The organism is Paenibacillus sp. USHLN196, from assembly GCF_037144955.1.
GTDB classification, from domain to species: Bacteria; Bacillota; Bacilli; order Paenibacillales; family Paenibacillaceae; genus Paenibacillus; species Paenibacillus xylanexedens_C.
The window spans coordinates 743,535-759,562 of the sequence record NZ_JBBCYH010000001.1 but is presented as its reverse complement, the minus strand read 5'-3'; the positions used below and the strand labels follow the sequence as shown (position 1 = coordinate 759,562).

Annotated in this window: 12 protein-coding genes; all 12 read left to right on the top strand. The window is 45.6% G+C overall.

Annotated features, from left to right (window positions below; genetic code table 11):
- The first annotated feature begins 11 nt into the window (after nucleotides 1–11).
- The 12 genes from mutL to WFI24_RS03220 all read left to right on the top strand — a co-directional run bounded on the left by mutL (nucleotide 12) and on the right by WFI24_RS03220 (nucleotide 16,025).
- Nucleotides 12–2,231, top strand: coding sequence for a DNA mismatch repair endonuclease MutL (mutL, locus tag WFI24_RS03275; protein WP_336758722.1), 2,220 nt, complete (start codon nucleotides 12–14; stop codon nucleotides 2,229–2,231).
- Between the two features lie 17 nt (nucleotides 2,232–2,248).
- Nucleotides 2,249–3,034: a class I SAM-dependent methyltransferase gene (locus tag WFI24_RS03270; RefSeq protein WP_336758721.1), complete on the top strand. Its 786-nt coding sequence runs from the start codon at nucleotides 2,249–2,251 to the stop codon at nucleotides 3,032–3,034.
- Complete coding sequence (gene miaA, locus WFI24_RS03265; protein ID WP_336758720.1) at nucleotides 3,015–4,031, top strand: tRNA (adenosine(37)-N6)-dimethylallyltransferase MiaA; 1,017 nt, start codon at nucleotides 3,015–3,017, stop codon at nucleotides 4,029–4,031. Before WFI24_RS03270 ends, miaA begins: the two co-directional genes overlap by 20 nt.
- A gap of 373 nt (nucleotides 4,032–4,404) precedes the next feature.
- A complete protein-coding gene (hfq, locus tag WFI24_RS03260) occupies nucleotides 4,405–4,647 on the top strand; it encodes an RNA chaperone Hfq (protein ID WP_017687918.1) in 243 nt (80 codons plus the stop codon).
- 169 nt (nucleotides 4,648–4,816) lie between these two features.
- Complete coding sequence (locus WFI24_RS03255) at nucleotides 4,817–7,489, top strand: transglycosylase domain-containing protein (protein ID WP_336758712.1); 2,673 nt, start codon at nucleotides 4,817–4,819, stop codon at nucleotides 7,487–7,489.
- Nucleotides 7,490–7,773: 284 nt separating this feature from the next.
- A complete protein-coding gene (locus tag WFI24_RS03250) occupies nucleotides 7,774–8,337 on the top strand; it encodes a DUF402 domain-containing protein (RefSeq protein ID WP_145322132.1) in 564 nt (187 codons plus the stop codon).
- 113 nt (nucleotides 8,338–8,450) lie between these two features.
- Complete coding sequence (locus WFI24_RS03245; RefSeq protein ID WP_091011956.1) at nucleotides 8,451–9,422, top strand: AAA family ATPase; 972 nt, start codon at nucleotides 8,451–8,453, stop codon at nucleotides 9,420–9,422.
- Between the two features lie 119 nt (nucleotides 9,423–9,541).
- Nucleotides 9,542–10,828, top strand: coding sequence for a GTPase HflX (hflX, locus tag WFI24_RS03240; protein ID WP_076210080.1), 1,287 nt, complete (start codon nucleotides 9,542–9,544; stop codon nucleotides 10,826–10,828).
- 84 nt (nucleotides 10,829–10,912) lie between these two features.
- Nucleotides 10,913–12,166, top strand: a complete 1,254-nt coding sequence (locus tag WFI24_RS03235; RefSeq protein WP_336758709.1) for a methionine gamma-lyase family protein — start codon at nucleotides 10,913–10,915, stop codon at nucleotides 12,164–12,166.
- An 82-nt stretch (nucleotides 12,167–12,248) separates the two neighbouring features.
- Nucleotides 12,249–12,662 carry a MerR family transcriptional regulator gene (locus WFI24_RS03230; RefSeq protein ID WP_056689944.1) on the top strand — a complete coding sequence of 138 codons (414 nt, stop codon included), beginning with the start codon at nucleotides 12,249–12,251 and terminating at the stop codon, nucleotides 12,660–12,662.
- Nucleotides 12,663–12,792: 130 nt separating this feature from the next.
- Nucleotides 12,793–14,121 (top strand): type I glutamate--ammonia ligase, encoded by a 1,329-nt coding sequence (glnA, locus tag WFI24_RS03225; RefSeq protein WP_091029299.1) that lies wholly within the window; start codon nucleotides 12,793–12,795, stop codon nucleotides 14,119–14,121.
- Between the two features lie 602 nt (nucleotides 14,122–14,723).
- Nucleotides 14,724–16,025: an aldehyde dehydrogenase gene (locus WFI24_RS03220; protein WP_336758706.1), complete on the top strand. Its 1,302-nt coding sequence runs from the start codon at nucleotides 14,724–14,726 to the stop codon at nucleotides 16,023–16,025.
- Nucleotides 16,026–16,028 lie beyond the last annotated feature (3 nt).

Below are 16,028 nucleotides of genomic sequence, written 5' to 3'. Positions count from 1 at the left end.
GGGGAAAACCTGTGGCGAAAATACATGTGCTTGATGAACATATTGCCAACCAGATCGCGGCGGGTGAAGTGGTCGAACGGCCTGCTTCAGTCGTCAAGGAGTTGCTCGAAAACTCGGTGGACGCAGGCGCGACCAAGATCGAAGTAACAGTGGAAGAGGGCGGACTCCTCAGTATTCGTGTCAAAGACAATGGTTCAGGTATCGAGCCAGAGGATATGGAAACCGCCTTTTATCGTCATGCGACCAGCAAAATAGCCCATGGCCGAGATCTGTTCCAGATCACAAGTCTTGGATTCCGTGGAGAAGCCTTGGCGAGTATTGCTGCAGTGTCCAAGGTAGAGGTGTTATCCGCAAGTGATAATGACGGACGAGGGCGCCGCATCGTGATTGAAGGCGGGAACCTTGTCTCTCATGAAGATGCAACCTCACCCCAAGGAACCGATTTTGCAGTGAGAGAATTATTTTACAATACGCCAGCCAGACTCAAATATATGAAAACAATCCAGACGGAACTGGGACATATATCAGATGTCCTATACCGGATGGCGATGTCTCATCCAAACATTTCATTCCGACTGCGTCATAATGAGAATGTGTTGCTTCAGACCTTGGGCAACGGCGATCTGCTGCAAGTGGTTGCAGCGATCTATGGTACAAGTGCAGCAAAAGCGATGCTCCCTATCCAGGGAGAAAGTCTGGATTACCGAGTGAGTGGGCTGATCAGCCTGCCAGAATGGACACGGGCGAATCGTGGTGGCATGTCGACGATTGTTAATGGTCGATTTGTCCGCAATTACGGTCTCAATCAGGCGATTCTCAAAGCCTACCATACCTTGCTGCCCATTAATCGCTTCCCACTTGTCGTGGTGCAACTGGAGATGCACCCATCGCTTGTGGATGTGAACGTGCATCCGGCCAAGTTGGAGGTTCGCTTCAGTAAGGAACCTGAGCTGTATGAATTCGTGGAAACGACCTTGAGGGGAATACTCCGACAGAAGGTCTTAATCCCACAGGTCAAAAAGCAGCAGATCCGACGTGGGGACGATAGTTCCTTTATCCAGGAACAATTCCTCTTCCCACGTGGTCCTCTGAAAGATTCATCTGATGCAGAAGGATACGGGCAACAAGGTCCGCTTGGCAAACCTGCTGCACCGTTGAAGTTGACAGCGGAAGATGATGATCTGGATTTGGATGCTCCAGCGGACGTGTCCACAGGACAGGGGGGTTCTGAACAGGGTCAGTCGGTGCCGTTGCCCGAAGCTCCACCTGAGACTATACACCCACCTGAGCAGTTAGTAAGTTGGAACGGGGATATTTCGCAGAAGAGTGCTAGTTATGACGGGGACCAGACATCTGATAATGTGCAAGAAGACACGAAGGATGTAAGTGCAAATACAAGTTCTACCGAAACTTTTCCCAAAATTGACCTCTCTTCTCCAGATGGTGGAGGTGGTGGAGCTGCAGAAAAACCGCTGGCTGAGGGCACGCCGGCTACGTATCGTTCCGATTCGATGAGTTCACCAGTTAGGGAAGCTCGTTCATCGTATAATCCGTCTTCGGTTACGCGAAGTGAACGGACGTGGAAAACTTCCGGTTTACCTGACGCCACTAAACTTGCTGCTGCCATTAAATCAGATGCATCCATGCCTGCTTTTCCAGAGCTGAGTCTGATTGGACAGCATCATGGTACGTATTTGATCGCGCAAAATGACCAAGGTTTATATCTGATCGATCAGCATGCTGCTCATGAACGCGTGAATTATGAGTACTATTACGAGAAATTCGGTAACCCTGCTCAGGCCTCACAAGAGTTACTTCTGCCAATTACGCTGGAGTTTACACCTTCGGAGACGGAAAAGCTGAAAACAAGGCTGGCCTGGTTCGAGCAGGCAGGTGTATATTTGGAGCATTTCGGTGGACAGACGTTCCGCGTGCGTTCCCACCCTTTCTGGTTCCCCAAAGGGGACGAGAAAGACATTATCGAAGAGATGTCCGAATGGGTTCTGAGCGAACGCAGCATAGATGTTGCCAAGATGCGAGAAGCTGCATCGATCATGTGCTCCTGCAAGGCGTCCATCAAAGCCAACCAGAAGCTGACGGATCAGGAGGCAGAAATGCTGATTCAGCGTTTGGGTTCATGTCGACAGCCCTACACATGTCCGCATGGGCGGCCGATTGTGGTTTCATTTTCAACGTATGATCTGGAAAAATTATTTAAACGAGTGATGTAGCTATTTAGGGGGACATTATGTACATTACAACCGGTGACAAGGAGATTGCCTCTCAGGTGGAGCGTGCACTTAAGCTCGCTGAAACGACAGGAGGTACCTACGTACCGCGCAATAGAACGTCTTTACCCAAACTGATTGAACATTATGGTATCAACGAAATACTGGTCGTGCTCAACGGCAGAGCGCGCTTGTTTCGCAAGGATGCGACGGAACTTGAGTTTCACCCCAGTATGGGATTTGTTCGCGCTAAACGTGTTCTAAGAGGGGAAGCTGACCCCATGTTGGAAGCTGGTTCGGTACTTGAAGGCGACACCATTGTTGATTGTACCGCTGGGCTCGGTTCAGATGCTCTGGTATTTTCGGTTGCGGCTGGTAAGAGTGGACGAGTCATCGCATGTGAAAGTTCTCAACCGCTCTATACCTTGCTGCTGGAGGGCATGTCCCATTATAAAAGCAACCAGCCCTTGGTGGATGAGGCTTTCCGGCGCATAGATCTGCGGCATGTGGATCATCTTGAGTTGCTGCGATCCATGCCGGATCGAAGCTGTGATACCGTATACTTTGACCCCATGTTCCGTGAACCGATGATGGATTCAAGTGCTATACAGCCCTTGCGAAATTATGCAAATGCTCACGCACTGGATGAACAGAGTATCATGGAAGCGAGACGGGTCGCCCGTAAACGTGTAGTGATGAAAGAAAAGCGCGGCAGCGCGGAGTTTGACAGACTCGGTTTTGAAATACTTGATCGGGCGAATGCAAAAACCCTGTACGGAGTGATTAATGTTGAAAGTGGAAGTTAAACCAAAACCAAAACCAAAACCAAAACCAAAACCAAAACCAAAACCAAAACCAAAACCAAAACCAAAACCAAAACTGCTTGTGCTGGTTGGACCAACAGCAGTAGGCAAAACGAGATTGAGCATCGAGCTTGCCCAAGCATTTAATTGTGAGATTATCTCAGGCGATTCGATGCAGGTGTATCGTGAAATGGATATTGGAACAGCCAAGATTACCTCTGAAGAAATGAAGGGTGTACCCCATCATCTCATTGATATCCATGAACCGGAGTACCCGTATTCTGTGGCCGAGTTTCAGGAGAGTTGCACACGATTGATTAGTGAGATCCACGAACGCGGTAAAATGCCTTTTATTGTAGGCGGGACCGGTCTGTACGTGGAATCGGTATGTTACGGCTTCCAATTTTCCGATAGCGGTTCGGATGAAGCGTTCAGAGAGCAACAATTCAGCTATGCTGAGCAATATGGGGCGCAGGCTCTTCATGATCGATTAAGAGAAGTTGACCCGGCAAGTGCGGATCGTCTGCATCCGAATGACCAACGGCGAATTGTACGTGCGCTTGAGATCCATCATCTCACAGGCGAGAAGTGGTCTGATCAGCTGGCAGTTCAGAAGAAAGAATCGCCTTATGATCTTCTTATTGTTGGTTTGACAATGGATCGCCAGAAGTTATATGCCCGGGTAGAAGAGCGGATTGATCTGATGATCGAACAAGGTTTGGTGGATGAGGTGAAATCCTTGTTGGAACGCGGAGTGGCCAGAGGTCATATTTCCATGCAAGGGCTGGGGTATAAGGAAATTGCAGCATTCTTGCAAGGAGAAGTGAGCTGGGAAGCCGCAGTAGAGTGGTTGAAGAGAGACACGCGTCGTTTTGCCAAACGGCAGCTCTCCTGGTTCCGGCATATGAAGGATATTGAATGGGTGGACATGACGGATACCGAAGATTTTGAAGGAAATTTCAAGCAGGTAAGTGAATTAATTACACGAAAATTTAACTGATTTGAGCAGTTATGAGTATGGATCTGACCGCTTGGAAAGATCGTGACATATGAACCTCTATCTCTTTGATATTTAAAAAGGGTAGAGGTTTTTGTTTATGACTTCAACAGATGAGAGAGATGAATAATTCAACAAACAAGCAAGAAATGTGCTTAGAAATGAAGAGATTGTCCCTCTTTTGCAAATCTGGCAAGCGGTGTATAATGGATAAGTCTTCTAGTTATGCACCACGTCAAGATTGGGTGAAAAATAGCAGACAAGGGGTTTTTGTGGATTATATGAAACTGTTCATGATATAATAGCACGAAAGCTACTCAGCGATATTGAATATTACTCGAACACGAATTCAAATGAACCAATGGGGGTACGGCTAATGAACAAGTCCATCAACATCCAAGATACGTTCTTGAACCAACTGCGGAAAGAAAATATTCCAGCTACGGTCTATCTGACTAACGGCTTCCAAATCCGCGGGACGATCAAGGCATTTGACAATTTCACGATCGTCATTGACAGCGACGGACGCCAGCAAATGGTCTACAAGCATGCCATCTCCACGTTCACGCCGCAACGCAGCGTATCGCTGATGCAGCAAGATAACAGCGGCGAAGCTTAAAAAATTACGAAACCTTTTCACCAACCATTTCGTCTACAAGTATAGGCAGTGAAACAGAGCAACCTGAATAAAGGGTTGTTCTTTTCATTCCGGGCAAAATATGTTTAATATATGTCTGAGCCAACAGACGAATAGAAATTACGCAACCGAAAGGGAGTCAGGAGGTAACATGCCAAACGATCCGTTGTCGAGGTCTAACAATCGCAACAACAATAACAAGTCACCCAAAAAAGCGAAACCAAAGACCTCTAAAAAGAAAAAAATTACGGGTAAACGCGTTGGATGGACACTGTTTTTCACAATGGCAATCGCCATATTCTGTGCACTTGGTGGATATTTATTTATTATGGTGAGTGGCGAAAATCTGCTCAAAGCGAACAAAGACAAAACCACAATTAATGAAACTTCAAAAGTATATGATCGCAATGGCCAATTAATGGGGGAACTGTCCATTCAGAAGCTGGAACCCGTCAAAGAAGATGATATTCCCGAGCTGGTGAAGCAAGCCTTTGTCGCAACGGAAGATAAACGATTCTACGATCATCAGGGTGTGGATATCTGGTCCATTGGGCGTGCGGCGGTTAAAGACGTCATGGCCCGTTCCATGGTGGAAGGTGGTAGTACACTAACCCAACAGCTTGCCAAGAACATGTTCTTGTCCCGTGACAAGACATTCTTCCGGAAAGCAACGGAAGTATCGATTGCAATGGCATTGGAGCGCAAGTACACAAAAGACGAAATCCTGACGATGTATCTGAACCGGATATTCTTCGGTCATCAGCGTTACGGGATTAAAGCAGCATCTGAATTTTATTTTGGAGAAAAAGATCTAAATAATCTTGAATTGTGGGAAATTGCCACACTCGCCGCGATGCCCAAGGGGCCTTCTGCCTACAATCCGGTGAGCAATCCGAACGATTCCAAGGCACGTCGTGGTGTTGTTCTCCAGCTAATGTATGAGCAAGGCTACATCACGAAGGAAGAGATGGATAAAGCTAAAGAGGTAGATTATAACTACAAGCGACCAGAAAAAGACCAGAAATATCAAGCCTTTATTGATTATGTGCTCCGTGAAGCTGAACGAGTAACAGGTAAAACGGAAGATGATCTGAATATCGGCGGATACAAAATCTATACAACCATGGATGCTCAGGCTCAAACAGCCATGGAAACTGCCTTCACAGATGATAGTCTGTTTGAGGCAAGTAAAGACGATCAACAGGTTCAAGGCTCCATGGTTATTATGAACCACGAGAATGGCAGTCTCGTTGCCCTCCTGGGTGGGCGGGATTATCAGACCAAAGGCTATAGCCGTGTAACGCAGAGTCGAAGACAACCAGGTTCAGCTTTTAAACCGATTGTGTCTTATGCACCGGCTCTTGAATCAGGAAATTACAGTGCCAATTCCTCGCTGAGTAATGAGAAGCAATGTTTTGGTAACTACTGTCCTGGTAACTTGCATGGATATTCTTCAACCATCAGTATGACGGAAGCCATTACGAAATCGGAAAATATTCCTGCCGTTTGGCTACTTGATAAAATAGGTGTTAACACAGGCATTAATTTTGCCAAAAGTGTAGGCATACAGCTGACGGATGAAGACAAAAACCTGGCGATTGCCCTTGGTGGTCTAAGTAAAGGTACAAATACACTGGAAATGGCGCAAGCCTATAGTGCATTTGCCAATCTCGGAGAATACCGACAAGCCTATGCGATTAAAGAAATCAAGGATAGCGCAGGCAAAACCACTTACAAACATGATAACTCGGACACAACGCGTGTCATGAGTGAGCAAAATGCATATCAGTTGACGCAGATGCTGCAAAACGTCGTTAATGACGGTACGGGACGCTCAGCGCGTCTGGATCGTCCAGTAGCGGGTAAAACAGGAACTGTTCAAAGTGGCATCTCTGGCAACAGTGCCAACCGTGATGTATGGTTTGTTGGATATACACCGGAGTGGACTGCCGCAGTCTGGATGGGGTACGACAATCCGGATGCGAATCATATGCTTAAGAACAGCAGTAAGCTGTCAGCAGCTTTCTTTGCCAAAGTCATGGGAGATGCGTTGAAAGGTGTTCCCGTGAAGCAATTCAAAGCACCGGCTGGAGGGCAGGCACCTCCGCCAGTAGAAGAACCAGAGAAGCCGGCTCTGTCCGTTAGTGGACTGAGTGGATCATATGATCCAACTGCACAAACCGTCTCACTGAGTTGGACTGGAACGGGTGACAGTAGCACACAATATCGGATCTATCGTAAAGAAACCTCTGAAGCCCAGTTCACTCATCTCATTGATGCAATAGGAGCGACCAGTGCACAAGATTTAAGTGCGTTGCCTGGTCTAACCTATGAGTACTATGTGACAGCCTACGATTTGGCATCAGGACTGGAGACGGATCCTTCGAATACCATTTCTCTGATGATTGAAGCGGAGGAAATGCCACCGGAGGAACCTGATCCGGGTATCGATCCAGGAACAGAGACAGATCCTGAGCAGCCAGGTACAGAGAATCCGGACAATGGTTCAACGGATAATGGCAACTCGAACGGTAATAACGGTAATGGGAATGAAAATGGCAACAACGGTAATGGAAATGGTAACAACGGAAACAATGGTAACAATGGTAATAACGGTGGAGCCGGTCAAGGAAACGGTCAACCTGGGGGAGGGAACACGACCCCACCTGATCAGGGGACAACGGAACCAGGAGACACCGGTGAAGGTTCCGATGATGGGTCCATAACGACGCCAGGTGAGGTTGTAACCCCGGACAGCGGAACAAGTGGTGATACTGGAGGAACAGATGCACCTGCGGATTCTCAAGCTGGAACCGGCGGCTAAGCCAATGAATTACTAAATAGTTACACTGAAAAACTGCTTCCCGGAATATCGGTGAAGCAGTTTTTTTGTAATATACGGAACCCTCTTTAATAGAAGCTGATTTGACGGATAGGTGGGACAAAGCTTGATTTTGAGTGTATACCTTAAATATGGTAAGCTGTAACTATTCGTAATACGTTGTGCAGGCAGGTCCAGAGCGCTGGAGGCCATCATGCGGATGTTATTACATTGTTCACCAATATCAGAGCAGGTCACGGACCTGTAGTCGGCAAAGAGGGGTTCGTATGAAACGGAAATTCGGGGACCGCGCGAACTGGCGCCGGATTACGAACCGACAATTCACATGCCGGTTCGTTCAATCCAAGATTTTCACAGGTTATATTACGTTGTACACCATACAGGATTTGAAAGAACCTCTGTGGAAAACTTATGGAGGCAGTACCTTTTGTATCGCAGATAAAGGTTATTCTTGGCTGCAATACTATCCGAAGGGAGAGCACTTCGTGGTTACGGCGATGTTTGACGATCAGGAACGGATTGTGGAGTGGTATATTGATACATGTCGTAGTCAGGGGATAACTGATCAGGGTGTGCCTTGGTTTGATGACCTGTATCTGGATGTCGTGGTACTGAAAGATGGAGAAGTATTTTTGCTGGATGAAGATGAGCTTGAAGATGCACTGTCACGGAAGCACATAACGACGGGTGATTATGACCTGGCGAACAAGACAGCAAAGGAACTGCTGCATGCCATTGACGCACATGTTTTTCCGTACTTTCATTTATCGCTGAAACACAGGCAGAGTTTGTTTGAGAACGGAGAGTTTCGAAAAAACATTCAGATTTGAGACATGTACTTCGCCGCAGAATTCTTCTTCATGATCCTTCTAATATTGGAGCACCTGATAGAATACATTAATAATCAGGAGAGTTCAGCCCGATAAAATAGAGGTGATGGCGAATGAACGGACGGGTCATGGCTGCAGGAGAGCAACCAGGAGGCAGACCATCCAGACAAATTAATATTGTGTTGCGTAACCAGGAACCTCAGATGTTGGTCAAAGATGAAGCGGCGGCAGTCCAGGCAGCTAAGAGTATAACCAAACATGCACACTTCCAGGAGATACAGGGTGAATTGGAGCAACTGGTTGGACTTGAAAATATCAAAGATTTGGTATTTGAAATCTATGCTTTCTTACAGATTGCTCAGATGCGTACCGAAGCAGGTTTACTTAGTGGCGCGCACGTGTATCATATGATCTTCAAAGGTAATCCGGGGACCGGTAAGACAACTGTAGCCAGAATCGTTGCCAAACTCTTTCAAAAGATGGGTGTGTTGAGTAAAGGACATCTTATTGAAGTAGAGCGAGCGGATCTGGTTGGAGAATATATCGGTCACACGGCTCAGAAAACAAGGGACCTGGTCAAAAAGGCGCTCGGTGGTATCTTGTTTATCGATGAGGCATACAGTTTGGCACGCGGTGGTGAGAAGGATTTCGGTAAGGAAGCAATCGATACGCTCGTTAAATCCATGGAAGATAATAAAAATCAGTTTATACTGATTCTTGCCGGGTACTCAGAAGAAATTGATTTTTTTCTCCAGACGAATCCTGGATTACCTTCCCGCTTCCCCATTCAAGTGGAGTTTCCAGACTATAGCATTGATCAGTTAATTCAAATCTCTGAGATTATGGCCAAAGAGCGTGATTATATTCTAATGCCACAGACCATACTCAAACTAAAGCAGCATTTGCTTCAGGAAAAAAATGATTCACTGCATGCTTTCAGCAACGCCAGATACGTTCGTAATGCCATTGAGCGTTCGATCAGGCATCAGGCGGTTCGATTATTGGAACAATATACGGAGGGAAGTCCAGGAAAACTGGAGCTGATGACAATCCGTACAGAGGATTTGAACTTTGAACGAAAGTAAGCGATAATATAGTTTTTACACCAGCCGGCCGGGCCAACCGGTTCGGCTTAAGGCATGCCATGGCATATTCGTGGTAATGAATATCAACAGATCAGCAATTAGAGGGAGTGAACATATACATGACAAATGGCACACATGATACAGATATGGTCAAAAAAGATCGCGCCGTCTTGGTGAGTTTGGTTACGGATGATGTAAAACGTACAGGTATCAATCCTGAGTACTCTTTAGAAGAATTGGTGAAACTTGCCGAGACAGCTGGAGTAGAAGTGCTAAGTGTACTTTCTCAGAACAGGGAAAAACGCGATACCAAATGGTTTATTGGTAAAGGCAAAGTGGAAGAACTCCGCGCGATCGCGGAGGAACTGGGAGCAACAACAGCTATTTTTGATCAGGAATTGTCAGGTGCACAGGTTCGTAATCTGGAAGAGACCCTGGATCTTAAAATTATTGACCGTACGCAATTGATTTTGGACATCTTCGCACAACGTGCCAACACAAGAGAAGGTATCATTCAAGTGGAATTGGCTCAACATAGCTACTTGCTGCCACGTTTGTCGGGTCATGGCAAGAACCTGTCCAGGCTCGGTGGCGGTATTGGTACTAGAGGTCCTGGTGAAAGCAAACTGGAGACAGACCGTCGTCACATTCGTGGTCGCATCGACGATCTGAAACGTCATCTGGAAGAACTGACACGTCATCGTAAACTGCATCGTGAACGCCGTAAAAAGACAGGTATTGTTCAGGTGGCTCTTGTTGGTTATACCAATGCTGGCAAATCAACATTGCTCAAGCAGTTGACTGCTGCAGATGTTTATATTCAAGATCAGTTATTCGCCACATTGGATCCAACATCACGTACCATGGAACTTCCGAGTGGCAAAGAAATCGTACTTACCGACACGGTTGGGTTTATTCAAAATCTTCCGCATGATCTGATTGCAGCTTTCCGGGCAACGCTGGAGGAAGTAAATGAAGCAGATCTCATCCTGCATGTTGTGGATGCCTCATCGGCAATGCGTGAAGATCAGATGCGAACGGTTAACACGATTCTGCAAGAACTTGGTTCAGGGGACAAGCCACAGCTAGTGCTTTATAACAAAAAAGATGCATGCACACCTGAACAGCTTGAGATGCTTCCATTGGATAAAGACCATATCAAAGTAAGCGCATTAGACGCAGACGATTTGCTTAAAATCCGTGAATTGATCCAGACAGAGCTTACAGGTGACACGAAGCGCTTCCGGATTCCGGCAGAACGTGGTGATCTTACGTCCGTCCTCTACAAAATTGGTGATGTAGTGGATACCAGCTTTGAAGAAAATGATGTGATTTATGAAGTGGAATTACAAAAAGGTGAGTATGAGAAATTTGGTCATATGCTTGAAGATTTCATCGAATTGTAATACTCATGACATATTGATGTGATAAGTTGACACGATAATAGATATTTAACGTCAGATTCGTGCTATGAAGGGGAATGAAGTAAGATGGTAAGCTTTGATTCAGAAATATCTGGACTTCAACATCAAGTGGAGCGTCAGATTGAAGGACAACTGCAACAGATTGATCGGATCACAGATCACAACCAATGGAAGGTGATTAATGCCTTCCAACAGCGAAAAGTAAGTGATTTTCATTTTGCAGGTTCAACAGGTTATGCGTATAACGATCGAGGTCGTGAAGTGCTTGATGAAGTATATGCTGATGTCTTCGGCGCTGAAGCTGCGTTGGTACGTCCTCATTTTGCTTCAGGTACACATACGATTAGTACAGCTCTCTTTGGAGTATTGCGCCCAGGTGACGAATTATTATACATCACGGGTAAGCCTTATGACACATTGCATAAAGTTATTGGCAAACCCGGTGATGGTACAGGTTCGTTACGCGATTTTGGCATCGGTTACCGAGAGACGGCCTTAACTGATGAAGGTGGAGTAGACTGGGCAGAAGTTGAGAAAAGCATCACAGCGGCTACCAAAGTCATTGGGATTCAACGTTCACGTGGTTATGACTGGCGCTCTTCCTTCTGCGTTGCTGAAATCGCTGAGATGGTTACGCGTGTTAAAGCGCTGAAGGAAGATGTTATCGTATTCGTGGACAATTGTTATGGTGAATTCACGGAAGAACGTGAACCGACTGAAGTCGGAGTTGATCTGATGGCCGGGTCACTGATTAAGAATCCTGGTGGAGGCATTGCGGAAACCGGTGGATACATATGTGGGAAGGAACAGTACGTACAGCTGGCAGCTTATCGTCTGACAGCCCCGGGAATTGGGGGAGAGGTGGGAGCAATGCTGGGGACAACACGTGGCATCTACCAAGGACTTTACATGGCTCCGACAATTGTAGGACAAGCTATCAAAGGAAGTACGTTTGCTGCTGCGATGTTTGCTGAATCCGGATTTGTAACCAAACCTGCTTGGAATGAAGCTCGCACAGATCTGATCCAGGCTGTTCAGTTTAGCTCTGCCGAGCATCTGATCGCCTTCGTGCAGGGGATTCAGCGTGCAGCAGCTGTGGATAGTCATGTGGTTCCTGAACCGTGGGATATGCCTGGTTATGAGCATCCTGTCATTATGGCGGCAGGTACGTTCATTCAGGGTGGAAGTCTGGAATTATCAGCCGACGCGCCTATTCGGGAGCCGTATATCGGGTATATGCAAGGCGGATTAACGTACTCTCATGTCAAATATGGCGTTTTGATGGCGTTACAGACTATGAAAGATCGTAAATTATTGTGAGTTTATCTAACACGTCATTGACACTTGGTAATAACTAAATGTACAATAGGGTGAAGAATAGATGACTGGAAGGTTGATGAACATGGGTGATGAAATTCGCAGAAATATGGCCTTATTCCCGATTGGTATTGTAATGAAACTTACGGATCTGTCTGCACGTCAGATTCGTTATTATGAGCAGCACAGCTTGATCGTTCCTGCGAGAACGTCAGGTAATCAACGTTTGTTCTCTTTTAATGACGTAGAGAGATTGCTAGAGATCAAGGCTTTGATTGAAAAAGGAGTTAACATCGCGGGGATCAAACAAGTGATGAATCCTGTTTCAAAAGAATCCGAGGAAGCTACAGTTATCACGCCAGATACTGAAGTTAAACGCAGAGAGTTGTCCGATACGCAGTTGCACCGCTTGTTGAAGCAACAGCTTGTATCAGGTAAGAGACCTGGACAAGTATCTCTCATTCAGGGAGAGCTTTCCCGATTCTTTAATAAAAAGTAAATTCGCATAACTTGGCGAGTGAGGGGAAAACATGCACTTTTGGTGTGAGACTCCTTGACCCGTGGAACTTTCTAATGTACAAATATAACAGGCAAGCCAAATTACGCAGATAAGAAAGGGAGAGGTTATAGTGAGTTATACAAAAGAAGACATTCTCCGCATTTCGAAAGAAGAAAACGTACGATTCATTCGATTGCAGTTTACCGATTTGCTTGGAGCTATCAAAAACGTTGAGATTCCTGTGAGCCAGTTGACTAAGGCTCTGGATAACAAAATGATGTTCGATGGATCTTCCATTGAAGGTTATGTACGTATTGAAGAGTCCGACATGTACCTCTATCCAGATCTAGATTCTTGGCTTATTTTCCCATGGGTTGCAGAGAACCGTGTCGCACGTCTGATTTGTGACGTATATCTTCCGGATGGTAATCCGTTCCCAGGAGATCCACGTGGCATCTTGAAACGAAACCTGAAGGAAGCCCAAGATATGGGATTCACTTCATTCAACGTCGGTCCTGAACCCGAGTTCTTCTTGTTCAAAACAGACGAAAAAGGAAACCCAACTAACGAACTGAATGACCAAGGTGGTTATTTCGACCTTGCGCCTACGGATCTTGGTGAAAACTGTCGTCGTGACATCGTTATCACACTTGAAGAAATGGGCTTTGAGATTGAAGCTTCCCACCATGAGGTAGCTCCAGGTCAGCATGAGATCGACTTTAAGTATGCTGATGCTCTGAAAGCAGCTGACCAGATTCAAACGTTCAAACTCGTTGTTAAAACGATTGCGCGTCAGCATGGTTTACATGCAACATTCATGCCGAAACCGCTGTTTGGTATGAACGGATCCGGTATGCACTGTAACCAATCCTTGTTCAAAGGCAATGAGAATGCATTCGTTGACGAGTCGGACGAGTTGGGTCTGAGCAAAACTGCACGTCACTTCATGGCTGGAACTCTGAAGCATGCGCGTGCGTTTGCAGCAATTACTAACCCAACTGTGAACTCATACAAACGTCTTGTACCAGGTTATGAAGCACCTTGTTATGTAGCATGGTCTGCTAGTAACCGTAGCCCAATGATCCGTATTCCAGCTTCCCGTGGTCTGAGTACCCGTGTTGAGGTTCGTAACCCGGATCCGGCTGCTAACCCTTACCTGGCTTTGGCTGTTTTGTTAAAAGCAGGTCTGGACGGAATCAAACGGGAGCTTTCCTTACCAGCTCCAATTGACCGTAACATCTACATCATGTCAGAAGAAGAGCGTGTGGAAGAAGGCATTCCAAGCTTGCCAGCTGACCTGAAAGAAGCATTGAATGAATTGATCCGCAGCGAAGTAATCTGTGACGCTCTCGGCGACCACGCCTTGGCTCACTTCTATGAGCTGAAAGAAATTGAGTGGGATATGTACCGTACACAAGTCCACCAATGGGAACGCGATCAATATATTACTTTGTACTAATAGCTTAATCCCTTGGCGCTCTAGCGCTGAGGGGTTTTTCTTTTTGTGGGCAAGTCCTTACATACTTAATGAAAAATCAAAGTGCCCACAAAATCCCCCAATTATCCCCCGAATTATTATTTATCGGCCAAGATAGCTTTTCCTATTTTATCTGAAACCAAGGCTTACTTGTAAATAACAATGTACATTTGTTCGTGCATTTAGATAATCGTAAACCGTAAACTCTCTTTTCATTAATGAAAGGGGAGTTTTTTATATGTGTTATCTAAGCTCTCTTTTGATGAATAGTTTCACTTCATGTGTATAGCGCGCATTACTATAGTCGCCGGTCTTGTAACCTATTAAATAGAAACTGAAGTCAGATTTTACATTAAACTGTTATAAAGAATCGAAAGGGAAAGACTTGAATCAAGCTTTCTTAGAAAATCTATTAGCTACAAATTGAAGATGATACTTGCTTTCGCTCTATTAAAAGTCCAACCAAATTTTAATTACTATCAAATCAATGTTTCATATATATGTTGAAAGTTTCATATAGAAGAGGTATACTTTAATTAAATTTTGGACAATTTAATTTTAAATAATTAACTGGAGATGTTAATATGGATCATGCAAAACAACTGGTGACAGAACAACGCACATTTTTTTATACAGGACAAACTAAAAATATCGAGTATCGGATTAATGCGCTTCAACAGCTTAGAAAGGGAATTGAAAAGTATCAACAACGGATTCAAGACGCACTTCGGGCGGATCTGAACAAATCTGAGGCGGAAGCTTACGGTTCCGAGATTCGCATTGTTCTAGGTGAACTGGATTTTGCATTAGAACACCTGCAGGACTGGGCTGCACCAAGACAAGTCCCAACCAATTCGGCTATGCCGGATGGGGTGAGTACCATTTACCCTGAACCATACGGAGTGGCTCTTATTATTGCACCTTGGAACTATCCTTTCCAACTGGCCTTTGGTCCACTGATTGGAGCAATTGCAGCCGGTAACTGTGCAGTTATCAAACCTTCTGAATTAACACCAGTCGTATCTCGTCTGACGTATGACCTGATTCAGGAGATCTTTCCTCAGGAGTATATTGCCGTTATGGAAGGGGAGGTTGAGGCCAGCACAGCATTGTTGAAAGAGAAGTTTGATTATATTTTCTTCACAGGCAGCACGGGTGTTGGACGCATTGTTATGAAGGCAGCAGCAGAGCATCTGACTCCTGTAACCCTGGAGCTAGGCGGTAAGAGTCCGGCTATAGTTCATAGTGATGCAGATCTAGAGCTGGCAGCTCAGCGTCTGGTTCGCGGTAAATTCCTGAATGCAGGGCAAACATGCGTTGCTCCGGATTACTTGCTTGTGCATGAACAAGTTCATGATGAATTGATCAATCTGATTGGTGCAGAGATCAAAGATAAATTTGGAGATGATGTGCTACAGAACGCTGATTTTCCGCATATTGTCAACGCACGTAACTTTGATCGATTGTCGAAATTCCTTAATGATGGTAAAACGCTAATTGGTGGACGTTCTGTGCGTGAGCAGTTGTTAATTGAGCCGACCGTACTTGGAGATGTAAACTGGGAATCATCTGTTATGCAAGAAGAGATCTTCGGTCCAGTGCTTCCTGTATTTACGTACAGTGACCTGAACCCGATGCTGGATGAGATCGTTCGCCGGCCAAAACCATTGGCGTTATATCTCTTCACACAGGATGAGCAACTACAGGCTCAGGTTCTGAATCAAGTATCCTTTGGTGGGGGATGTATTAATGACACACTTTCTCATATGACTTCACACTATCTTCCGTTTGGTGGGGTAGGAGAGAGTGGTATGGGCTCATATCACGGACAACAGAGTTTTGATGTGTTCTCGCATCACAAGAGTGTTCTGAAACGCAGTGAATAATTA